Source organism: Sphingomonas immobilis (assembly GCF_030580995.1).
GTDB lineage: Bacteria > Pseudomonadota > Alphaproteobacteria > Sphingomonadales > Sphingomonadaceae > Sphingomonas > Sphingomonas immobilis.
The window spans coordinates 166,410-187,501 of sequence record NZ_JAUQSZ010000010.1; the positions used below are offsets into that span (position 1 = coordinate 166,410).

Below are 21,092 nucleotides of genomic sequence, written 5' to 3' on the forward strand. Positions count from 1 at the left end.
ACCTTAGTGTGACTTTCCGCGCCTCAGCGCAGCGCCGCGGCCGCCATCTTCCCGCAGTCGAGCGGCACGAAGGCGAGGCGCGGCGGTGCCTCCCTGCTGCCCAGTCCGAGCGCATCCTTGAGTGAGCGCCCCACCGCCTTGAAGATACCGCCCGTCGTCGGCGCACCCGGCGCGGCCGAGCCCGCAATCGAGACCTCGGGCTTGGTCAGTGTCCCGCCGACGCCGATCGGATCGACGATGCGAAGCGCCGCGCCGCCGCGTTTCGCGCCTGACAGCGACAGCGCGATCGTCTCATCGCGTAGATTGATCCTTCCGCTGCCGCGCCCGATCGAGGAGCCCGTATCGATCGCCAGCGGGCTCGGGCTCAGCACCCCGCCGCGCCCGGAAAAATTGGCGACGAGGCAGCGCAGCGGCACGCGCTCGGACGGGTGGAAGATCGCATGGCCGATCGTCCCGCCAAGATCCTGGCCCAGCACGTCGGCGACCGTCGCCTTCAGGCTGCCCGAAGTCGCGACCATCGCCGCACGGCCGCTGGCATTGCCCAGCGCCTCGCGCACGGTATCGCCCTCACCGTCGAGCAGGATGCGCCCGCGCACCGGCCCGCTGATCTGGCCGGGGCTGCCGATCAGCGCGTCGAGCGTCAGCCCCTCCAGCCGCAGATCGACATTGAGCTTGGGCCGGCCCTCGCGGTGATTGACGGTGATCGTCCCGCCCATCCGCCCATCGGCAAGCGTCGCGTTGACGTTGCGCACGGTCAGCACCTTGTGATCGAGCTCGATCACACCGTTCAGCGTACGGAACACCGTACCCTTGCCGGCCAGAATCCTGTCGATGCGAAAGGCGATCCTGCCGTCGGTCTTCCACAGTTTCGACAGGTTGATGCGCGTCGGCGGCAGCACGCGCGGGCCGGCAGCGGCACGGCTCCTCGCCGCCTGCGCCTGACCCTGAGCGTCGGAAAGATCGTCGAAATCGAACTGGCTCGCGCGGATCGTCGCGTCGATCACCGTGCGTTGCACGTCGCCGACGTCATGCTTCTTGACGGTCGCCCGCCCGACGAAGCGCGAGCGGCCGATGCCGCCGCCGATGCTGTCGACATACCAGTCGCGCCCTTCGTGGCGGATCTTGGCGATCAGCGCGATCGGCTGCGTGCCGAACAGCCCTGCCTCGATCAACCGGTCGAGATTCTTGAGCGAGGGCGCCCGCGCGGTCATCGTCGCGGCGAAATGGCGTGTGTCGAACACGCCGTCCATCGAACCCTTCGCATCTAGGGTGAGCGCGGGCGAGGCGAGATGCACCTCGACCGGATAGGCGGCGGCGGGATCGATGCCGGTGACGCGCCCGCCGCGCAGCTCAAGCGTCGTGGGCGTCTGTTGAAACGTCCCCAGCGCCGTCACGCGCAGGCCTCGCGCCGCGTCGACGCTGACCGGGCCGGCCAGAACGAGCCCGCGCCTCGCGTCGCGCAGCGAGACGCGGCTGTCGGTGACGATCAGGTCTTTCAGCTTCGGCGTGCTGTCCTTGGGTGGCGGATCGCCGGGCTTGCGCTTCCGGCCCCAGTTGGAGGTGCCGTCGGCCAGCCGCACCAGCGCGATATCGGCACCCTCGATCGTCAGCTTTTCCGGCGCCGAATGGCCGAACAGCGCGCCGAAGATCGACAGGCGCAGCTTCACGGCGCGGATTCGCATGAAATCGCCGGGCCCGGCCCAGCCCGGCTGCTGGATCCTGATGTCGCGGATTGCGAGATCGGGCGTGTACGAAAACGTCTGATCGCGCGTGATCGCCCCGATCGTCACCGGCGCGCCGTAGCTTGCCGACAGCCGCTGCTCGGCGAAGGTCTTCGCCAGCCCCGGCGGCAGGAAACCAAGGGCGAGAACGAGCAATGCGGCGAGGCCGGCGAGAATGGCCACAACCCATCCGGCGAGGCGCAGCAGCGACCTCGTCGCGGGTGTCATGGTCATGGCGCGCAGCATCCTTCCACGCCTAACCGTATGAAGCCTGCCTCCGGTTCCGCCAATGGGGCGAATGGTCAGAAGATGACGCGCACGAGCTCATCGAGCGAGCATGCCGCCTTGGCCTCGTCGAGCGTCGCCGCGGTGATCATGTCGGCGAGGCAGCGCTGGCGCTGCGCGAGCCGGTCGATTGCCTGCAATTCCTTGGCGTAGCGTTCGCACAGGTCGGGGTCGTCGGTCAGGAAATTACCGACTTCCTCGGTCCCCTCGGCGGTCGCGCGCAGTTCCGCCGCGATCCGGCGCAAGTCGACGACGGTGTGATAGCGCGCGCCGACATCGCCGCCTTCGATGGTGAGCTGCGCGCCGTCCCAGTGATAGTCGCGCGCGACGTCGACGCCGATGGTGGCCTCGTTGCCGACCTTGCGGACGTCGAGATCTGTCGCCGCCGCCGCCAGCACGACCTTGCCCAGCATCGCCGAGAAGCGCGAAAACTCGTCCGGGCTGGAGCGCGGCGGCTTCGGCACGAAGCTGACCGCGCCGAGTTTCGCGGCGAGGCGGCCGACCGTCGAATTCTTCGGCGTTTGCGAGGAAAGCATGACGACGCGGATCGGGCGCGTGGTCATCAACTCTTCCAGAAACTCGATGCCGGTCATGCCGGGCATCTCGACATCGAGCGTGATCACGTCGGGATGATAGGCCGCGATCATATGGCGCGCCTCCTCGGCGCCGCCGGCCGACCCGACCACGACGATACCCGTATTCCGTTCGAGCGCACTGGTAAGGATAGCGCGCATCGTCGTTGAGTCGTCGACTACAAGCACCTTTGTCGCGGACATCAGGATCTCCCATGTTCGCGATAACGCGACAGGATTAACGGGCCCTTCACTACCGTGGCGCAGATGACCCATTTCGGGCACCTTCAGGTCAGCGGCCAGCGCGCCACCGTTTCATAGGCCGCACCGTCGCCGCCCAGCGTGCTTTCGAACAGGATCAGATGCTCGAAGGTGAAGGCCGGGCTCGCCAGTCCCGCCTCGCGCGCCTGCCACGCGGCGATCTCCGGCGGCGAGACGGAGCGCGGCAACCGCGCGAGCGTGATGTGCGGCAGATAGGCGCGTCCCTCCGCCGGCAGCCCGATCCGCACCAGCGCGTGATCGACCTTGCGGTGAAGCGCCGCCAGCGCATCGTGCGGCGTCACGCCCGCCCACAGCGCATCGACATGGCCGCGCCGCTCGAACGCGCCGACGCCGGAGATCGCCACCTCTGCCGCGCAGCCGTGGACGTGGCCGAGCGCGATCGCAATTTCCTCTGCCATCCGCCGGTCGACCTCACCGATATACCGTATCGTCAGGTGCAACTGATCGTCATTCTGCCAGCGCGCGGCGCCCACGCCGCCCATCGCCTGCTCCAGAGTGGCACGGATCGCGCGCGGCGGGCGGACAGCAACAAAAAGTCTGTGCATGGCAACACCACATTAACGTCGGACAACGACATCCCGAAAAGCCGGATTCTCTTGAAATGCCCTCTGTATGGGGCGATATTCGGCAGTAACCCGGCAATCGCCGGTCATGGAGTGATTTTGCAATGGCAAACTGGTCTGACCCCACCCCGAACGTCTCGCCCTTCGGCGCGGCATCGGCGACGCGTACCGAAGCGTACGACGCGGGTCTGCGGCGCTATATGCTGTCGGTTTACAATTACATGCTGTCCGGCGTCCTGCTGACCGGCATCGTCGCACTCGGCTTCGTGATGAGCGGCGCCGCGGTGCAGGTGTTTGGCGGGCCTGGTATTCTCAAGTGGGTTATCACTCTGGCGCCACTCGGTTTCGTGTTCGGCATGAGCTTCGGGCAGAGCCGGATGTCGGCGGGTACGCTGCAGGCGATGTTCTGGGGCTTCGCGATCGCGATGGGCCTGTCGCTGTCGACGATCTTCCTGCGCTACACGCCGGTTGCCATCGCGCAGTCGTTCTTCGCCACCTCGGCGGCGTTCGCTGGCCTGAGCCTCTACGGCTACACCACCAAGCGCGACCTGTCGGCGATGGGCACCTTCCTGATCATGGGCCTCGTCGGCCTGATCGTGGCGAGCCTGCTCAACCTGTTCTTCCAGTCGGGCATGCTCGAACTGGTGATCAGCTTCGTCGGCGTGCTGATCTTCGCGGGCCTCACCGCCTACGACACGCAGCGCACCAAGAGCATGTACGCGCACGTCGCGGGCACCGGCCAGGAGCAGCATTTCGTCATCATGTCGGCGCTGAACCTGTACCTCGACTTCATCAACATGTTCCTCTTCATCCTCCGCCTGTTCGGCAACCGGAACTAAAGCCGGTAACAAACGCTCGGTAGGCATGAGGCCCGGTGGGGATACCCGCCGGGCCTTTTTCTTGCCCGAAAGGATCGCGATGCGCCTGAAGATCGACGTTGTGCTGGACTACGATCTCGACGGTGCCGCCGACACGCTGCTGCTGGTGGAAGCGGCGGGAATGCCCGACCAGATCATCGTATCGCAGGATCTCTGGGTTTCGAGCCTGGAGCCGCTGCGCGCCACGGTCGGTTCCGAAGGCGTCGGCCAACGCTGCTGGGCCTATGCCGAGAACCGGCTGAAGGTGAATTACACCGCCACCGTCGAGATCGACCGTCCCGACGTGCCGCTCGCGAGCCTCGCGGAAACGCCGCCGCGCATGCTGCCGGCCGAAACCGTCAATTACCTCCTCCCCAGCCGCTACTGCGAGTCCGACCAGTTCGAGGGTTTCCTCGCGCAGGAGTTTCCGAACCTGCGCGGCGGGCCGCTCGCCGCCGCCCTGCTCGACTGGGTGGGCGGGCACCTGACCTATCAATCGGGCAGCAGCACCGGCGTCACCACCGCGTTGATGACCTTCGCCAACCGCCACGGCGTGTGCCGCGACTATGCGCATCTGCTCGTCGCGCTCGCGCGCGCGGGCGGCATTCCGGCACGCTGCGTTTCGGCCTATGCCCCCGGCGTCGATCCGCCCGATTTCCACGCGGTCGCGCAGTTCTGGCTGGAGGGCGCGTGGCGGCTCGCCGATGCGACCGGCATGGCGAAACCGGGCGAGCTCGCCGTCGTCGCGGTCGGCCATGATGCGACCGACATCGCCTTCATGACGACCTTCGGTGCGGCTATCCTCAACGAACAGACCGTTACGGTCACACGCGAGATCGTCTGACTGTTACGGAACGGTTGCTGGCGACCAATCGTTCTATCCTCGTAACAGCCAGGAGGTTGACCATGACAGAGGATGCAAAACAGATCGACCGCGATGCCCATCATCCCGGACAGGATGCCGGGCAGGACAAGTCGATCGCCGAACGGCTAGAGCGCGACCCGGAGAACCAGGAAGCGCAGCTCGACAATGCGCTCGACGAGTCGATGGATGCCAGCGACCCGCCCGCAACGACTCAGCCCGCCAGCAGCGACCAGCCGCCGGCCTCGTCAGGCTTCGACGAGGATGCGGAACGCAAGTTGCAGGAGAAAAAGGGCAAGTGAGCCCCGCTTCCGATCCTAAGTAGTGCTACGGATCACCCCGGTGAAAACCGGGGTGATCGCGCATCAAACCGAGTCCGAAATGCCACAATCCACAGGGAAATCCTGGGGCTGACTCGGTTCATCGCAACGCGTGTTGCATCGCAACAAAATCCATGATCCCTTCCTTAACACCGGGCGACGAGGTGTTAAGGACGGTGTTAACCATCTGCGCGCATCATCACCTGGTTCTCAATTGCTGGGGCGGGGTGGGTCTTATGGGTGCACGTATGAAGCCGGCCAATGGCGCGATGACGCTGGCGGAGATGAAGGAATTCGCGAGCTTTTCATCCGCGACGCAGCGCTACGTGCGCCGCTCGCTCGATATCGGTCTCGACCGTGACGACGCGATGACGCGCTGGTCGCGCGACGTGGTCGAGGCGGCGAGCATCCGCGCGCAGGCCCGGCTCTACGCCCGCCTCCCCGAAATCCGCGAAATGATCCCGGACGACAGCGGCCTCGACGCGATCGAGCCGTTCCTCGCGCCACTGATGACGGTGACGGCGTTCGATCTCGGCCAGGGCCGGATCACGACCTTCTCGGCCTATCGGTTCCTGTACGAGCGGCTGCTGGGGGCAGAGGTTCGCCCGTGGCTGCCGGCCGCCTTCTGCTCGGCGGCGGCGCTGCCGCATCTGCATCCCGACCTGCGCCGGAAGCTGCTCCAGTCGATCAGCGAAGCCGCCGCGACCGCGTCGGGCTGGTCGAACCGGCAGCCGGCCTTCTTCCCGAAATGGGTGGAAAAGGTCGAGGTCAGCGAGCTGCGGAACTAAGGCCGCAGTTTACCGCGTCAGATAGGTAGCTGATCCCCGGCGAAGGCCGGGGTCCAGTCACGCAGGTCGTTCTAACGCACGCTGCGCTCAATCATGCGCGCTTTCCCAACTGGACCCCGGCCTCCGCCGGGGATCAATTCTCATCGATCCTGTCATCCACCGCCCCGCGCTGCCTGGGCTTGAACAGCCGTGGCGGGCGGCGCTCCTCGGCGATCCTGAACAGCGCGTAGGTCTGGTTGACGTAGTTGGTCACGCCGCTCATCCCCTTGCGATATTCCGCCAGCTCGGGCGTCAGCTCGGCCTCCGACAGGCGCACCGGGCGTGACGGCTCCGCAGGCTCGAAATTGACGTAGAACCACGGCTCCCCGCGCTTCAGCACCAGCTCGCGCCCCATGTCCCACCATTCGAACGCCCACATCATCGTGCGCGGCCAGATATGCGTCGGAAAACGCCCGCCGATCAGCAGGCCGGGCCACGGCGCGGGATTGAAATGCTGCACCGGGGGAAGCTGCGTAACCCAAACGGCCTCGTCGGCGACGAACACATAGGGCGTGACGAACTGCACGATCGGCCGGTTCGGGTGGCGCCATTCGTTCGGCGGCGACACGACGAACAGCTTGTTGAGGTGCGACATGCGCACGCCCGATTTGTCGCCATCCGGGTTCATGATGCCGACACGCCCCTGCGCGTCCTTCTGGATGCGCAGGCGCAGGTCGATCGGGCACGGCACCTCGAACAGGCGCGATTCGTAATCGAGATAGGCGGGGCAGTTGTTGACCGCCTTGGCATGATCCCGGTTGCGCTCGAAGGTGCGGACGCGCCTGGGGGCGTCCCACAGGAACTGCGCCTCGCCGCTGTCGAGCAGCCAGCCCACGTCGGCGATGCGCGGCAGCGCGGCCGGATCGGTGGTGACAAGGTCCGTCGATGGATCGTCGCTCATTCCGTCATGCCCCCGGAAAACACCTGCGCCGCCTTATGCGCATTCAGCGGCACGCCCGCCAGCCCATGCTCCCGCGCGCCGCCTGATCGAGATGCAGGTGATTGTGGTGCGCGGCATTGTATTCGGGCGACAGCACCGTCGCGAACAGCCCGCACGCGCCGTTGCGCACGACGTGCAGGAAGGTCGCGCGCGGGCCGTCGCCCTGCCAGTCGTCGGTGACGACGACGCGCGTGCCGTCCGCGAGGCGAAAGGCGGAGACGTCGATCGCGTCGGCGGTCGAATGTTCGCTCCACACCCTCGCATCGCCGCGGATCGCGCGGCAATTGTACGTGCCGAGCTGCTCGATCGCGACGACCGGCGCACCGAGATAGCGGCGCGCGGCGGGCTGGACGACGTTCCATTCCCACATCGCCATGCCCGCCGCGACCGGGCAGGCCATGACGGGATCGGCGGGAGCGAGCGTGATGCGGCGCGATCCACCGGCCGCGAAACGCACGCCGTCGGCATAGCCGCACGCCTCCCCGTCCTTGATCGGCTTGGCCGGTTCGAAGCGCACGCCCGCCTCGCGCAGCAGCGCCGCGCATTTCACGCCGTCGCGCGGCAGGCCGGCGAGCTTGCGGCCGGTGAAGAGGCCGGTTGGTTCGCCGAGGTGCAGCGGCGCCCACGGCAGATCCTGCGGCTTGGCGCGCAAGCCAGCGAGCGCGGCCAGCACGATCACCAGCACCAGCGCCGCGATCACCATCGCGCCCGCCGCGCGGCGCAGCCCTATGATCATTGGGCCGGCATCAACTGCGCATCGCGCTCACGGCCGGTTCGGACGTGACCGGATAGCCGAGATCCTCGGGGATGCAGACGTAGGAAATGCCACCGCGCTCCTCTATCCAGGATGTGACGGTGCGCGGCGGATAGGCGGCTGCATCCGCGCAGGCCTCGGCGAAACTGCCGAACCGTGCGAGCCGTTCGAGGTTGCGGCGGGTGGGAAAGATGATCTCCAGCCGCTGCTCCTCCGCCGCGTCCAGCACCTCCTGCGCGCTGGCCCAGAAAACGCTGACGTTCTCGGTATCGTCGACCACCGGCTCGGGCGCGCCCGGCGGCACCTCCGCGAGGTAGAAGCGCGTGTCGAATACGCGGTGCGCTGCGCCCGCGGGCGGCAACCACCGCGCAAAGGGCACCAGCAGCGCCGGATCGATCGCGAAGCCGCCATCGTGCAACGCCTTGCCGAAGGCGGTGCCGCCGTGCAGCGCCTGCCGCAGCGCCGTAAGCGCAGCAATATGGGGGGCTGGGATCAGCCCGACGGGCATGCCGGCTTCCTCGATCGTCTCGCGGATCGCGGCGATGGCGCCCGCGATGATGTCCTGGTCGCCTGCGAAGGTCGCCGCCAGCGCACGGTCGCCAGCGTCGACGCGGCCGCCGGGGAACACCGTCGCGCCCGCCGCGAACGACATCGCCTTGGCACGCTCGACCATCAGCAATTGCGGCGCGGCCCCGTCGCGCGCGCGGAACAGCACGAGGGTCGCAGCCGGGATAACCTCACGGGAATTGCTCATGGCTTTGGACTTAGGGAGCCTGTCCCCGCCCGGCAACGCGCAATCACTCGACGTGGGCGGTGCCCGGCCGGTCCTCGCTCAGGCCCCAGAGCGTCACCAGCAGCGCCATCACCACCACCGCGAACGTATACCACAGGCCGGAATAGGGGTTGCCGGTGCGCGCGACGATATACTGGCTGATGAAGGGCAGGAAACCACCGAAATAGCCGGTGCCGATATGATAGGGGATCGACATCGAGCTGTAGCGGATGCGTGGCGGGAACAGCTCCGACAGCAAGGCCGCGACCGGGCCGTAGGTCGCGCCGGAGAGCGCCGAGAGGACGAGCAGCCCGATCATGATGAGTGCGATATTGCCCGGCGAAGGCACCACCTTGTCGAGGTTGTATCCGGCCTCGGTCAGCGCCGTATCGAGCCCGGCGGGCGTGGTGTCGGCCACCGCCTCGCCGCCGATCATCACCAGCGTGACGGGCGTGTGGCCCTTCTTGTAGGCGACGCCCTTCTTCGAGAAATAGTCGAGCAGCCGTCCGCATTCGTCGGCCTGTTTGGCGGCGAACGGATCGTATTTGCAGTGCGGCCCCGACACGACGACGGGCGCGTGGCGCGCAGCGTCCGCAAGGCCGGGATTGGCCGCGCCGCCGATCAGCCAGAAGGCGGGGAACAGCAGCACGAGCGTCGCCGCATAGCCGAGCACGATCGGGCCCTTGCGCCCGAAGCGATCCGACAGCCGCCCGAACAGGATGAAGAAACCAAGACCGAGCAGCGCCGCGATTCCGACGATGATCTGCGCCGCCGTCTCGTCGACGCGCATCGTGTAGAGGAAGCTCAGCACGCTGAACATCGCGGTGTACCAGATCACGGTCAGCCCCGCTGCGATGCCGAACAGCGCGACGAACAGCCGCTTGAGATTGCCGGGATAGGTGAAGCTCTCGGTAAAGGGATTGCGCGCGGTCTCGCCGCTCGCCTTCATCGCCTTGAACACCGGGCTCTCGGAGAGTTTGAGGCGCATCCACAGCGAGATCGACAGCAGCACGAGCGAGAATACGAACGGGATGCGCCAGCCCCAGTCCGCCCAGACGGCGGCGGGCAAAATCGCCTTGGTGGCGAGCACGACGATGAGGCTGAGGATGAACCCGCCGACCACGCCCGCCTGGATGAAGCTGGTGAAATAGCCGCTCCGGCCCGGCGGCGAATGTTCCGCGACGTAGATCGCAGCGCCGCCATATTCCCCGCCGAGCGCAAGGCCCTGGCAGATGCGCAGCAGCAGGATGATCGCGGGTGCCGCAAGGCCGATCTGCGCGGCAGGCGGCACGCAGCCGACCGCCGCCGTCGCCACGCCCATCAGCGCGATCGTGACGAGGAACGTGTATTTGCGCCCGAGCTTGTCGCCGAGAAAGCCGAACAGCACCGCGCCCAAGGGCCGGAATCCGAAGCCGACCGCGAAGCCCGCCCAGGTCAGCAGCGTCTGCAACGTCTCGTTGCTGGCCGGGAAGAACGCCTGGCCGATCAGCTTGGCGAGCGTGCCGTAGATGAAGAAATCATACCATTCGAACACGGTGCCGAGCGACGACGCGGCGATGACGAGCTGGATCTCCTTCCGCGTCGGCGCGCGCTTTTCCCCGTCGATTGCTGTCGCCACGTCCGCTCCCCCTGTTTCGATCGGTGTAGCGGCGGGGCCGTTCAGCTGTCCAGCATGCGGATGATGCCGGAGAAATCGGTGCCGCCCTGCCCGGCATCGGCGAACTTCTGATAGAGGTCCGCCGCGCGCGCGCCCATCGGCGTGTCTGCGCCGACATCGGCGGCCGCCTCCGCCGCCAGTTTCAGATCCTTGAGCATCAGCGCGGTCGCGAAGCCGCCCTGATAATCGTGATCGGCGGGCGTCTCCGGCCCGACGCCGGGCAGCGGTGCGTAGCTCGTCATCGACCAGCTCTGACCCGAGGACACGGACGCGATATCGAAGAACTTCTGCGGATCGAGGCCGAGCTTGCGCGCGAGCAGGAACGCCTCGCACGTCGCGATCATCGTCGCGCCGAGCAGCATGTTGTTGCAGACCTTCGCCGCCTGCCCCGCGCCGTTCGCTCCAGCGTGGATGACGGCCTTGCCCATGTCGGCGAGGAACGGCTGCGCCCGCTCGAACGCCTCGGCGCTGCCCCCCGCCATGAAGGTGAGCGTGCCCGCCGCCGCCGCCGCGATCCCGCCAGAGACCGGCGCATCGACCGCCGCGAAGCCGCGCGCCATTGCGCCCTCGGCGACGCGCTTCGCGGTGGCGACGTCGATCGTCGAACAATCGATCAGGATCGCGGAGGCCGGCGCGGAGGCGAGGATGGCATCGCCGTAGACGCCCTCGACGTGTTTTCCGGCGGGCAGCATCGTGATGACCGCCTCAGCGCCGTCGCAGGCGGCAGTGGCGGAGTCGACCGGCAGGCATCCCGCCGCCTTAGCCCGCTCCAGCGCCTCGGCGGAGAGATCGAAGGCGCGGACGTCATGTCCCTTCTTCGCCAGGTTCGCGGCCATGCCGCCACCCATGTTGCCGAGGCCGATGAAGGCTATGCGTGCCATAAATCCTACTCCGTCGCCCCGGCGGAGGCCGGGGCCGCTATGTTTTTGGCAATCGCTGCGCCAGGCAACGCAACGGCCCCGGCCTCCGCCGGGGCGACAATCACTTACCCTTCCAAACCCCCGCACGCTTCTCGATGAAGGCCGCCATGCCCTCGGCCTTGTCCTCGGTCGCGGTGAGGATCTGGAACAGGCGGCGCTCGGAGACGATGCCCTGCGAGAGCGTCGTCTCGAACGCGAGATTGACCATCTCCTTGTTCACCATCGCCGCCATCATCGGCATCGCCGCGATCGCCGCGGCGGTTTTCAGCGCGTCCTCAAGCAGATCGGCAGCCGGCACCACGCGCGCGACCAGGCCCGCGCGTTCGGCTTCCTCGGCGCCCATCATCCGGCCGGTCAGGCACATTTCCATCGCCTTGGCCTTGCCGACGGCGCGCGTCAGGCGCTGCGACCCGCCCATGCCGGGGGCGACGCCGAGCTTTATCTCGGGCTGGCCGAATTTCGCGCTGTCCGACGCGATGATGAAATCCGCCATCATCGCCAGCTCGCACCCGCCGCCGAGCGCGAAGCCGTTCACGGCAGCGATCCACGGCTTGCGCGTGCCGAACACACCGGTCTGCCAGCCGGAGAAGAAGTCCTCGAGGAAGAAATCCGCCGCCGGCTTGTCGGCCATCTGCTTGATGTCGGCGCCCGCCGCGAAAGCCTTTTCGCCGCTGCCGGTCAGCACCGCGCAGCGCTGCGACGGATCGGCGTCGAACGCGCCGAACGCGGCGGTGAGATCGGCCAGCACGTCGCTGTTGAGCGCATTGAGCGCCTGCGGACGGTTGAGCGTGATGAGCGTGACGGCGTCGCGCTGCTCGACGAGGATGTTCTCATACTCAGCCATTCAGGCCTCCTGTGCTGGGGTCCATGCCTCGCCGTCCGGCAAGGGCGCAAAAATCTGGTCGATCAGGTGATCGCTGACGCTTTCGACCGAAGCGGGGTTCCACTTCGGCGCATTGTCCTTGTCGACGATCAGGGCGCGGACGCCCTCGATGAAATCGTGGCGCTGGACGACGTGGCTGGCGACCGCATATTCCTGTCGCATCTCGTCCTCGAAAGTGGCCATGTGAGCGCCTTCCTCGACGAGCCGCAGCGATACTTTCATCGATTGCGGAGACTTCGTGCGCAGGATGGCGAGTTGTGCCGCAGCCCAGTCGCCGCCGTCCGCCTCCAGCGCAGCAATGATGCCCTCGACGCTGTCGCCGGCGAATAGCCGGTCGATCGTCTCGCGATAGTCCAGAACTTTGGCGGCAGGCGGCGGCGAGGCGACCGCATCTAGAATTGCTGCGACATGCTGCGGTTCCGCTGCGATCCTCGCCTTGGCCTCGTCAAGCCGCGCACTCTCCAGATAGTGCGTCGCCAGCCCGAGCGCGACGCATTCCGCGCCGTCGAGCCGGTGCCCGGTCAGCGCCAGAAAGGCACCCATCCGCCCCGGCAGTCGCGACAGATACCAGCCGCCGCCGACATCGGGGAACAGGCCGATCCCGGTCTCCGGCATGGCCAGCCGCGTGTTCTCGGTCGCGACGCGGTAGCGGCACGGCCCGGCGATGCCGACGCCGCCGCCCATCGTGATGCCGTCCATGAACACGACCGTCGGCTTGGCGAAGGTGAACAGCCGGTGGTTCATCTGATATTCGAGATGGAAGAACGCGCGCGCGTCCACGCCGTCGCCGGCCCCGCTTTCCGCCAGCATGCGAATGTCGCCGCCCGCGCAGAAACCACGGCCTTCCGCGTGATCGATCACCACCGCCTCGACGCCCGCATCGCGTTCCGCCGCCGTCAGCGCGTCGAGGATCGCTACGCACATGCCGCTGTTGAGCGCGTGAATCGCCTTGGGCCGGTTGAGCCGCAGGCGCAGCACCTTGCCTTCGACGGAGGTCAGAATATCGCTCACCGCACCAGCTCCCGCCCGACGATCATCTTCATCACCTCGTTCGTCCCTTCGAGGATGCGGTGGACGCGCAGATCCCGCCAGATGCGCTCGATCGGATAGTCCATGAGATAGCCGTAGCCGCCGTGCAACTGCAGCGCGCGGTCGGCGACTGCCGATCCGGTATCGGTCGCCAACCGCTTCGCCATCGCCGCGAAGCGTGTCTTGTCGGGCGCGCCTTCCGTCACTTTCACCGCTGCCATGTAGAGCAGCGCGCGCGCCGCCTCGAGTTCGGTCGCCATGTCGGCGAGGGTGAATTGCGTGTTCTGGAAATCGGCGATCGCCTTGCCGAACTGCTTGCGGTCCTTGGTGTAAGCGACGGCCTCGTCGAGACACCGCTGCGCCCCGCCGAGCGAGCAGGCACCGATGTTGAGCCGCCCGCCGTCGAGCCCGGACATCGCGATCTTGAAGCCGTCCCCGAGCCCGCCGACGAGGTTTTCGCCCGGCACGCGAACGCCGTCGAGGATGAGCTGCGCGGTTGGCTGCGAATGCCAGCCGAGCTTGCGCTCCTGCGTGCCGAAGCTGACGCCGGGCATGTCCTTTTCGATGACGAGGCAGGAGATGCCCTTTGGCCCCTCCTCGCCGGTGCGGACCATGACGACATAGACCTCGTTCTCGCCGCCGCCCGAGATGAACTGTTTATTGCCCGTGACGATCCAGTCGTCGCCGTCGCGCACCGCGCGCGTCCGAAGCGCCGCCGCGTCCGAGCCCGAGCCCGCTTCGGTCAGGCAATAGCTGGCAATCTTCTCCATCGTGACGAGGGCGGGCAGATACTTCGCCTTGACCGCCTCCGCACCGAAGGCGTCGATCATCCAGGTCGCCATGTTGTGGATCGAGATGAAGGCCGAGGTGGAGGGGCAGCCATAGGCCATCGCCTCCATGATCAACGCCGCCTCCAGCCGCCCGAGTGCGATGCCGCCCGACACCTCGCTCACGTAGATCGCGCCGAAGCCGAGTTCCGCCGCCGCGCGGATCGTGTCGCGCGGGAAGAGATGCTTCTCGTCCCATTCGGCCGCGAACGGCGTGATCCGGTCGGCGGTGAAGCGCCGCGCAAGCTCTTGGATCTCGAGCTGATCGTCGGTGAGGTCGAACTGGCCGCTCATGCGCCATGCCATACAGATTCAGACCGGCGTGAACACCTTCTTGTTCTCCCGCGAAAGCACGAGAACGCGCTAGAGAAGGATCGCCTTCGCCCGCGCCAGCGCCGCCGTACGTTCCGTCAGGCCGTTGGTGCCGCCGTTGATGCGGAGCGTCAGCGCGCGGATATCGTCCTGATCGGCGACGGCGTTGCAGCCCTTTGCCTGCCAGAAAATGCAGCCGGCACGCACGCCCATATCGGGATCCTCCAGCAGTTGCGGCTTCGCAACGACATCGAGGCCGGTGACGGTCGCGACCTGAGCGTAGTTGGCGCGGCCGGTGGTCTGCTTGATGCCGCGCCCGCGATATTTCCAGCCGTCGCCGTCGCGGCTGTTGCCGAGATTGGCGAGCCCGAAGGCCCTGCCATAGACGATGTTGGCGATCGTCTCCTGCCGCTCGGCCGACAGGCTCCCCTCGCCCGGCCCGCGCCCGAGCAGCGCGACCTCGTCATCGCTGATCCGGTTGCGACCGAAGGTGTTGCGCAGCCCGGCGACGGTATAGTCGAGGTTCTCGACCAGCGTATTGAACCCGCGCGTCTCGACCGATTGCTGCGCCAGCGCGTGCGCAATGCGTAAGGGGGTGGTGAGCCCGGCAGTCACGAAATATTTCGCCGCCGCTTTGCCGAGGTCGGTGCGCAGCGGCGACACCGCCGTCCGCCCGCCGACGAAGGTCATCAGCGCGGCGAAGCTCTTGCCGCCGAAATCGCCGTCCGCCTTGATCGCGAACCCGCGATCGACAAGCCGCTGCTGCGCACGCTTTGCATTGATCATGTGAAGCCCCCGGATCACGCGCAAAATGCCACACCGGCGAGCGCGCCGATTGGACAAATACTGCAGGTGCCAAGGTGTAGGACAGCGTCTAGCCGTCGCCCCGGCGGAGGCCGGGGCCGCCGTGTTGCTGGACAGAACGCTCGCCCCAAACGCAGCGGCCCCGGCCTTCGCCGGGGCGACGATGGGGCGATCTTTCAGATCACCCCATCGTCGGGATGATGAACGCGCTGTCGCCGGTGCCGCCGCCGTCGGGCCAGCGCTGCGTGACGAGCTTGGTCTTGGTCCAGAAGCGCACGCCTTCCATGCCGTACTGGTTGTGATCCCCGAACGCCGAGCGCTTCCAGCCGCCGAAGCTGTGGTAGCTGACCGGCACCGGGATCGGCACGTTGATGCCGACCATGCCCGCCTGTACGCGCTGCGTGAATTCGCGCGCCGCATGGCCGTTGCGCGTGAAGATCGCGACGCCGTTACCGTATTGATGCTTCGAGGGCAGCGCGACCGCCTCTTCGAAATTGGCGGCGCGGACGATCTGCAGGACGGGGCCGAAGATCTCCTCCTTGTACGCGCTCATCTCCGGGGTGACATGGTCGAACAGCGACGGCCCGACGAAGAAGCCGTCCTCGTAACCTTGCAATTTGAAGCCGCGCCCATCGACGACCAGTTCCGCGCCCTCGTCGACGCCGGTCTGGATCCACTGCTCGACCTTCTGCTTGTGCGCCGCCGTCACCACCGGGCCGTACTGTGCCTGCGGATCGGTCGATATGCCGACGCGCAGCGTGTCGATCGCCGCGACCAGCTTCTCGCGCAGCCGCTCCGCCGTTTCCTCGCCGACCGGCACCGCGACCGGCAGCGCCATGCAGCGCTCGCCCGCCGAGCCGAAGGCCGCGCCGATCAGATCGTTGACCGCCATGTCGAGATCGGCGTCGGGCATGATGATGCCGTGGTTCTTGGCCCCGCCCATCGCCTGCACGCGCTTGCCCGCCGCGACGCCGCGCGAATAAACGTACTGCGCGATGTCGGACGAGCCGACGAAGCTGACGGCGGCGATGCCGGGATGATCGAGGATCGCGTCCACCATCTCCTTGTCGCCGTGGACGACCTGCAACACGCCCTTGGGCGCGCCCGCCTCCAGAAACAGCTCGCACAGCCGGTTCGGCACTGACGGATCGCGCTCGGACGGCTTGAGGATGAAGGTATTGCCGACCGATACGGCGGGCGCGAACATCCACATCGGGATCATCGCCGGGAAGTTGAACGGGGTGATGCCCGCGCCGACGCCGAGCGGCTGGCGCATCGAATAGACGTCGATGCCCGGACCGGCGCCCTGCGTATATTCACCCTTCAGCATGTGCGGGATGCCCGCGCACACCTCCACGACCTCCAGCCCGCGCTGGATGTCGCCCTTGGCATCGTCGATCACCTTGCCGTGCTCCGCGCTCAGCATCTCGGCGAGCGCCTGCATGTTCTGCTCGATCAAGTCCTTGAACCGGAACATCACGCGCGCGCGGCGCTGCGGATTCATCGCCGCCCATTCGGGCTGCACCGCCTGCGCCACCGCGACCGCCGCGTCGAGCTCCGCCTGCGTGCCGAGGTTGACCGTCGCCTGCACCTGCCCGGTGTTCGGATCGAAGACCTGGCTGGTGCGCCCACCGGCTCCGCCTTGATAGCCGACGATCATATGGTCGATGACGCGCATCTTGCTCTCCGTAAGGTCTTGCCGGGGCCGTTACCCCGTGCAGGTCGCGGCTCTATCCCAGCACGCATATAGGGCCGCAACCCTCGACTTGCGATCAGGTGGTGATCGACTCCGCGACATGCCGGTCAACGACGCGCTCCAGCAGGGTGAGCGGCACGTTGCCGGTCTTCACGATCACGTCGTCATAGGCCTTGAGGTCGAAGCTCTTGCCGAGCGCCGCCTTCGCCTTGTCGCGCAGGCGGTTGATCTCGTTATGGCCCATCTTGTAGCCGCACGCCTGCCCCGGCATCGCGCAATAGCGCTGCAGCTCGGACGTGAGCTGGTTGACCGGCATCCCCGTGCCCGCCTGGAACCAGTCGAGCGCCTGCTGGAAGGTCCAGCGCTTGGCGTGGATACCGGTGTCGACCACCAGCCGGCACGCGCGGAAGTTCATCGACTGGAGATAGCCGATCCGCCCCAAGGGATCGTCGTCATACACGCCGAGCTCGCCGGCGAGCTGCTCGGCATAGAGCGCCCAGCCCTCCGAATATGCGTTGAAGGCGAGCAGCGAACGGATCAGCGGAAGCTGGTTGCTGTATTCGCCCTGCCAGATGTGGCCGGGAATGCCCTCGTGATAGCAGAGCGTCGGCAGCGAATAGCGCGGCCAGGTCGCGGTGGATTTGAGGTTGATGTAGTACATGCCGGGGATCTTGCCGTCGATCGATCCCGGCCCAGCATAGCCGTTGGGCGCGCCGTCCTCGATCGCGGGCGGCACGCGCTTGATGACGAGATTGCCCTTCACGAGCGTATTGAACCCGCGCGGCAGGCGGGTGCGGATATCGGCGATGCGGCCGTTGAGATACGCGAGCAGCTTGGCGCGGCCCGCATCGTCGTTCGAGAACAGCAGATCGGGGCGCTTGGAAAGCGCGGTCAGCCGCTCGCCGACCGACCCTTGCGTCAGCCCCTGCCCCTTCAGCAGCGTGTCGATCTCGGCGTTGATCGCGCGATTCTGTTCGACGCCGAGCGCGTGGATTTCCTCTGGCGTGGAATTTGTCGTGGTGCCCGCCTTCACCAGCCAGCGGTAATAGGCGTCGCCGTCCTTGCGCTGCCAGAGGCCCGGCACCTCGCTCGCGTTCGGACGGATCGCGTCGAAAGCGGTGATCTGGCGATCGAGCGCGGGGGCGATCTTCTGGTCGAAAATCGCGGTGGCGCGCGTCGTGTAGCTCGCGGGCAGCCCCGCCTTCGCACACTTCTCGGTGAAGCTGGTGATGATTGCCTGGCTCGCGGCGGGCGTCGCGCGGATGCCGCGCAACTGCTTCGACGTGATGTCGATCACGAGCACCGGCGGGATCGCGCCCTTGACGGCATCGGCGCGGATGCGCGGGGTCTCGCCGTCGAGCGCGGCGGCGAACGCCTCCAGCCGCGAGAGATAGGCATCGGCATCGGCAGCCCCGGCGACCTGATGCTTGTTCTCGAGCAGATCGGGCAGGTCCGAATAGGCCCCGCCCAATTGCGACACGAGGTACGGCGTGTTGCGGAAGCTGTTGGGATCGAGCGTCGCGACCTCGCCCACCGGCATCGTGCGAAAACCCTCGTCGGCGAGCGCATAGGCGCTTTCCGCAACGTCGAGATCGAGCGCGGTGCCCGGCGAAAGCGGCTTGCGATCGATCGCCTTGAGCGTCTTGAGGTGCGCGGCGCAGCGCGCGGCGCGGTCGTGATAGGCGGCAGCGGTGGTGTTGCCGAAGCGCCCGCGAAGGGCCGCGCGCTTGCCGTTGTCGATGCCAAGCGCGAGCGCATTTTCCGGCCAGTCGGTCATGATTTCCTCGGCCAGGCCCGCGAGCGTCGCCTGCACCGTCGCATCGCCTGCCGGAGTCGCCGCCACCGCGGGCAGCGTCGCCGCGATCCCCGCCGCGCCCGCACCCACCATCACTTCGCGCCGCGTGATCTTCATCTGTCCGTCCTTTTCAACACCCGGCGACGCATTCCGTCGTCTCGACCTGCACCGTGGCATGCGCGATTCCAAAGCGGGTGCGCAACATCGATTGCGTTTCCAGCAGGAAGGCGTCGCCCGGATGTCCGCCCGGCATGAGCAGGTGCGTGGTCAGCACCGTCTCGGTCGTGCTCATCGGCCAGATGTGAAGGTCGTGGATGCGCGCCACGCCCGGCAGCGCCGCCAGTGCCTCCCCGACCTTGTCGTAGTCGATCGCGCGCGGCACCGCCGCGAGGCTCATCTCGACCGATTCGCGCAGCAGCCCCCAGGTCTGCCAGAAGATCAGCGCGGCGATGACGATGCTCGCCAGCGGATCGAGCCAGGTCAGCCCGGTGAACAAGATGATCACGCCGACCACAACCACCCCCGCCGACACCGCCGCGTCGCCCGCCATGTGCAGGAAGGCGCCGCGGATGTTGATGTCATGCTTGCGCCCGCGCATGAACATCAGCGCGGTGCCGAGATTGACCGCGATGCCGACCGCCGCGACGATAGAGACGATGTTGCCCGCCACCGGCGCGGGCGCAGTAAAGCGCTGCGCCGCCTCCAGCACGATCGCGCCGAGGGCGACCAGCAGCATCAGCGCGTTGAGCAAAGCGGCGAGGATCGTCGAGCCCTTGAACCCGTAGGTAAAGCGCTTCGACGGTGCCCGCCGCGCCAGCGTCGCCCCACCCCACGCCACCGCGAGCCCGAGCACGTCGGACAGATTGTGCCCCGCATCGGCCAGCAGCGCGACCGACTGCGCGAGGAAACCGAACCCCGCCTCCGCCAGCACGAAGAGGATGTTGAGCGTGATGCCGATCGCGAAGGCGCGGTCGAACGAGGCGGGCGCATGCGAATGGCCGTGCCCGCCGTGGCCGTGGGAGTGGCCGTGGTCGTGGCCATGATCGTGGCCGTCATGATGGTGATGATGGCCGGCCAACGCGCAGTCCCTTTCGGTGTCGAAGCCACGACTAGCACCGCGCCCGCGCGTGATACTAGGACGCGGCGGCTGAAATTTGCGTCATGTCCCCGAACCGTTAGGGGTGGCCGCCGATGAGCGCCCTCCCCGTCCTCGCCGTCCTGCCCGATCTGCTCGCCGCCTTGCGCGCGGGGTCGAGCGCGGTGCTGGTCGCGCCGCCGGGGGCGGGCAAGACCACCGCCGTCGCGCCCGCCTTGCTCGGCGAGGAGTGGTGCGGCGGCGAAATCCTGCTGCTCTCCCCTCGCCGCCTCGCCGCGCGGGCGGCGGCCGAGCGGATGGCGTCGCTGGCGGGTGAACCCGTCGGCCGGACCTTCGGCTATGCCACGCGGATGGACAGCAAGCGCTCCGCCGCGACGCGCGTGACCGTGCTGACCGAGGGCATCTTCGTCGCGCGCATTCAGGCCGACCCGGAACTGGCGGGCGTGTCGGCGGTGCTATTCGACGAGGTTCACGAACGCAGCCTCGACAGCGATTTCGGGCTGGCGCTGGCGCTCGATGCGCAGGGTGGGCTGCGGCCCGACCTGCGGCTGGTGGCGATGTCGGCGACGCTCGACGGCGCGCGTTTCTCGCGGCTGATGGCGGACGCCCCGGTCATCGAAAGCGAAGGCCGGATGCACCCGCTGACGCTCAAGCATATCGGCCGCACCGGCGACCGGATCGAGGGCGCGGTCGCCGCAGCGATCCGCACCGCGCTGCGCGACGAGGACGGCGGCGTGCTCGCCTTCCTGCCCGGCGTCGCCGAGATCGAGCGGACGGCGGAGCGGCTGGAGGGGCTCGGCGCGGGCTTCGCGCTCCACCGCCTGCACGGCAGCCTCGAACCCGCCGCCCAGCGCGCCGCGATCGCGCCCGATCCCGACGGTCGCCGCAAGATCGTGTTGGCGACCTCGATCGCCGAGACCAGCCTGACGCTCGATGGCATATCGGTGGTGGTCGACAGCGGCCTCGCGCGCCGCCCGCGCTACGACCGCGCGGCGGGGATGACCCGCCTCGTCACCGAACGCGCGAGCCAGGCGTCCGTCACGCAAAGGGCGGGCCGCGCCGCGCGCCAGCGGCCGGGCGTCGCCTACCGCCTGTGGGAAGAGGCCGCGACGGCGGGCCTGCCGCGCTTCGATCCGCCCGAGATCCTGGAGGCGGACCTGTCGGCGGTGACGCTCGATTGCGCCTTGTGGGGCGTCACCGATCCGCGCGCGCTGGCGTGGCTCGATCCCCCGCCCGAGGCCGCCGTCAGGGAGGCGCGCGCGCGGCTGGCGGCGCTGGAGGCGATCGACGCCGACGGCCGCCCGACCCCGCACGGCGC

The 21,092-nt window shown here is 67.6% G+C and carries 20 protein-coding genes; 5 read left to right on the plus strand and 15 right to left on the minus strand.

The features are described 5' to 3' along the window. Positions 1 to 23 precede the first annotated feature (23 nt). From Q5H94_RS15000 to thpR, 3 genes are all read right to left on the minus strand, one after another. Positions 24 to 1,955: an AsmA family protein gene (locus Q5H94_RS15000; protein WP_304562099.1), complete on the minus strand. Its 1,932-nt coding sequence runs from the start codon at positions 1,953 to 1,955 to the stop codon at positions 24 to 26. Positions 1,956 to 2,023: 68 nt separating this feature from the next. Beyond that, a complete protein-coding gene (locus Q5H94_RS15005) occupies positions 2,024 to 2,782 on the minus strand; it encodes a response regulator (RefSeq protein WP_304562100.1) in 759 nt (252 codons plus the stop codon). 83 nt (positions 2,783 to 2,865) lie between these two features. Further along, positions 2,866 to 3,405 carry an RNA 2',3'-cyclic phosphodiesterase gene (gene thpR, locus Q5H94_RS15010; protein WP_304562101.1) on the minus strand — a complete coding sequence of 180 codons (540 nt, stop codon included), beginning with the start codon at positions 3,403 to 3,405 and terminating at the stop codon, positions 2,866 to 2,868. Between the two features lie 122 nt (positions 3,406 to 3,527). Here thpR and Q5H94_RS15015 point away from each other — a divergent pair, with 122 nt between their 5' ends. From Q5H94_RS15015 to Q5H94_RS15030, 4 genes are all read left to right on the plus strand, one after another. Beyond that, positions 3,528 to 4,262, plus strand: coding sequence for a Bax inhibitor-1/YccA family protein (locus Q5H94_RS15015; RefSeq protein ID WP_304562102.1), 735 nt, complete (start codon positions 3,528 to 3,530; stop codon positions 4,260 to 4,262). A 79-nt stretch (positions 4,263 to 4,341) separates the two neighbouring features. Continuing rightward, positions 4,342 to 5,124 (plus strand): transglutaminase-like domain-containing protein, encoded by a 783-nt coding sequence (locus Q5H94_RS15020; protein WP_304562103.1) that lies wholly within the window; start codon positions 4,342 to 4,344, stop codon positions 5,122 to 5,124. 62 nt (positions 5,125 to 5,186) lie between these two features. Further along, positions 5,187 to 5,444 carry a hypothetical protein gene (locus Q5H94_RS15025; RefSeq protein WP_304562104.1) on the plus strand — a complete coding sequence of 86 codons (258 nt, stop codon included), beginning with the start codon at positions 5,187 to 5,189 and terminating at the stop codon, positions 5,442 to 5,444. A 254-nt stretch (positions 5,445 to 5,698) separates the two neighbouring features. Next, positions 5,699 to 6,250 carry a hypothetical protein gene (locus Q5H94_RS15030; RefSeq protein WP_304562105.1) on the plus strand — a complete coding sequence of 184 codons (552 nt, stop codon included), beginning with the start codon at positions 5,699 to 5,701 and terminating at the stop codon, positions 6,248 to 6,250. A 133-nt stretch (positions 6,251 to 6,383) separates the two neighbouring features. On the opposite strand, the gene Q5H94_RS15035 is transcribed toward Q5H94_RS15030, so the two are convergent. The 12 genes from Q5H94_RS15035 to Q5H94_RS15090 all read right to left on the minus strand — a co-directional run bounded on the left by Q5H94_RS15035 (position 6,384) and on the right by Q5H94_RS15090 (position 19,756). Continuing rightward, positions 6,384 to 7,190 (minus strand): hypothetical protein, encoded by an 807-nt coding sequence (locus Q5H94_RS15035; protein WP_304562106.1) that lies wholly within the window; start codon positions 7,188 to 7,190, stop codon positions 6,384 to 6,386. 43 nt (positions 7,191 to 7,233) lie between these two features. Continuing rightward, entirely contained in the window at positions 7,234 to 7,965 is a 732-nt protein-coding gene (locus tag Q5H94_RS15040) for an extensin-like domain-containing protein (protein WP_304562107.1), read from the minus strand. Between the two features lie 10 nt (positions 7,966 to 7,975). Further along, complete coding sequence (locus Q5H94_RS15045; protein WP_304562108.1) at positions 7,976 to 8,737, minus strand: NUDIX hydrolase; 762 nt, start codon at positions 8,735 to 8,737, stop codon at positions 7,976 to 7,978. 43 nt (positions 8,738 to 8,780) lie between these two features. After that, positions 8,781 to 10,373 carry an MFS transporter gene (locus Q5H94_RS15050; protein WP_304562109.1) on the minus strand — a complete coding sequence of 531 codons (1,593 nt, stop codon included), beginning with the start codon at positions 10,371 to 10,373 and terminating at the stop codon, positions 8,781 to 8,783. A 41-nt stretch (positions 10,374 to 10,414) separates the two neighbouring features. Continuing rightward, positions 10,415 to 11,293 (minus strand): 3-hydroxyisobutyrate dehydrogenase, encoded by an 879-nt coding sequence (gene mmsB / locus Q5H94_RS15055; RefSeq protein ID WP_304562110.1) that lies wholly within the window; start codon positions 11,291 to 11,293, stop codon positions 10,415 to 10,417. Positions 11,294 to 11,393: 100 nt separating this feature from the next. After that, complete coding sequence (locus Q5H94_RS15060; protein ID WP_304562111.1) at positions 11,394 to 12,176, minus strand: enoyl-CoA hydratase-related protein; 783 nt, start codon at positions 12,174 to 12,176, stop codon at positions 11,394 to 11,396. Next, positions 12,177 to 13,226 carry an enoyl-CoA hydratase/isomerase family protein gene (locus Q5H94_RS15065; protein ID WP_304562112.1) on the minus strand — a complete coding sequence of 350 codons (1,050 nt, stop codon included), beginning with the start codon at positions 13,224 to 13,226 and terminating at the stop codon, positions 12,177 to 12,179. Further along, on the minus strand, positions 13,223 to 14,365 hold the full coding sequence (locus tag Q5H94_RS15070; RefSeq protein WP_304562113.1) for an acyl-CoA dehydrogenase family protein: 1,143 nt from the start codon (positions 14,363 to 14,365) through the stop codon (positions 13,223 to 13,225). Before Q5H94_RS15070 ends, Q5H94_RS15065 begins: the two co-directional genes overlap by 4 nt. 69 nt (positions 14,366 to 14,434) lie before the next feature. Next, complete coding sequence (locus Q5H94_RS15075) at positions 14,435 to 15,169, minus strand: glycoside hydrolase family 19 protein (protein WP_304562114.1); 735 nt, start codon at positions 15,167 to 15,169, stop codon at positions 14,435 to 14,437. Between the two features lie 199 nt (positions 15,170 to 15,368). Next, positions 15,369 to 16,865 carry a CoA-acylating methylmalonate-semialdehyde dehydrogenase gene (locus Q5H94_RS15080; RefSeq protein ID WP_304562115.1) on the minus strand — a complete coding sequence of 499 codons (1,497 nt, stop codon included), beginning with the start codon at positions 16,863 to 16,865 and terminating at the stop codon, positions 15,369 to 15,371. Positions 16,866 to 16,959: 94 nt separating this feature from the next. Further along, complete coding sequence (locus Q5H94_RS15085; protein ID WP_304562116.1) at positions 16,960 to 18,795, minus strand: DUF885 domain-containing protein; 1,836 nt, start codon at positions 18,793 to 18,795, stop codon at positions 16,960 to 16,962. 13 nt (positions 18,796 to 18,808) lie between these two features. Further along, positions 18,809 to 19,756: a cation diffusion facilitator family transporter gene (locus tag Q5H94_RS15090; protein ID WP_304562117.1), complete on the minus strand. Its 948-nt coding sequence runs from the start codon at positions 19,754 to 19,756 to the stop codon at positions 18,809 to 18,811. Between the two features lie 113 nt (positions 19,757 to 19,869). Between Q5H94_RS15090 and Q5H94_RS15095 the strand changes: the two genes are divergently transcribed. Then, positions 19,870 to 21,092 (plus strand): helicase-related protein (locus Q5H94_RS15095; protein ID WP_304562118.1); only part of this gene is annotated, 1,223 nt, incomplete at its 3' end.

What these genes read in the sequence shown, in the direction of transcription:
- Q5H94_RS15085 (WP_304562116.1), bottom strand. Translation starts at nt 18,795, where the DNA reads ATGAAGATCACGCGGCGCGAAGTGATGGTGGGTGCGGGCGCGGCGGGG.
- mmsB (WP_304562110.1), bottom strand. Translation starts at nt 11,293, where the DNA reads ATGGCACGCATAGCCTTCATCGGCCTCGGCAACATGGGTGGCGGCATG.
- Q5H94_RS15020 (WP_304562103.1), top strand. Translation starts at nt 4,342, where the DNA reads ATGCGCCTGAAGATCGACGTTGTGCTGGACTACGATCTCGACGGTGCC.
- Q5H94_RS15035 (WP_304562106.1), bottom strand. Translation starts at nt 7,190, where the DNA reads ATGAGCGACGATCCATCGACGGACCTTGTCACCACCGATCCGGCCGCG.
- Q5H94_RS15045 (WP_304562108.1), bottom strand. Translation starts at nt 8,737, where the DNA reads ATGAGCAATTCCCGTGAGGTTATCCCGGCTGCGACCCTCGTGCTGTTC.
- thpR (WP_304562101.1), bottom strand. Translation starts at nt 3,405, where the DNA reads ATGCACAGACTTTTTGTTGCTGTCCGCCCGCCGCGCGCGATCCGTGCC.
- Q5H94_RS15060 (WP_304562111.1), bottom strand. Translation starts at nt 12,176, where the DNA reads ATGGCTGAGTATGAGAACATCCTCGTCGAGCAGCGCGACGCCGTCACG.
- Q5H94_RS15015 (WP_304562102.1), top strand. Translation starts at nt 3,528, where the DNA reads ATGGCAAACTGGTCTGACCCCACCCCGAACGTCTCGCCCTTCGGCGCG.
- Q5H94_RS15040 (WP_304562107.1), bottom strand. Translation starts at nt 7,965, where the DNA reads ATGATCATAGGGCTGCGCCGCGCGGCGGGCGCGATGGTGATCGCGGCG.
- Q5H94_RS15080 (WP_304562115.1), bottom strand. Translation starts at nt 16,865, where the DNA reads ATGCGCGTCATCGACCATATGATCGTCGGCTATCAAGGCGGAGCCGGT.
- Q5H94_RS15025 (WP_304562104.1), top strand. Translation starts at nt 5,187, where the DNA reads ATGACAGAGGATGCAAAACAGATCGACCGCGATGCCCATCATCCCGGA.
- Q5H94_RS15075 (WP_304562114.1), bottom strand. Translation starts at nt 15,169, where the DNA reads ATGATCAATGCAAAGCGTGCGCAGCAGCGGCTTGTCGATCGCGGGTTC.
- Q5H94_RS15070 (WP_304562113.1), bottom strand. Translation starts at nt 14,365, where the DNA reads ATGAGCGGCCAGTTCGACCTCACCGACGATCAGCTCGAGATCCAAGAG.
- Q5H94_RS15005 (WP_304562100.1), bottom strand. Translation starts at nt 2,782, where the DNA reads ATGTCCGCGACAAAGGTGCTTGTAGTCGACGACTCAACGACGATGCGC.
- Q5H94_RS15000 (WP_304562099.1), bottom strand. Translation starts at nt 1,955, where the DNA reads ATGACCATGACACCCGCGACGAGGTCGCTGCTGCGCCTCGCCGGATGG.
- Q5H94_RS15030 (WP_304562105.1), top strand. Translation starts at nt 5,699, where the DNA reads ATGGGTGCACGTATGAAGCCGGCCAATGGCGCGATGACGCTGGCGGAG.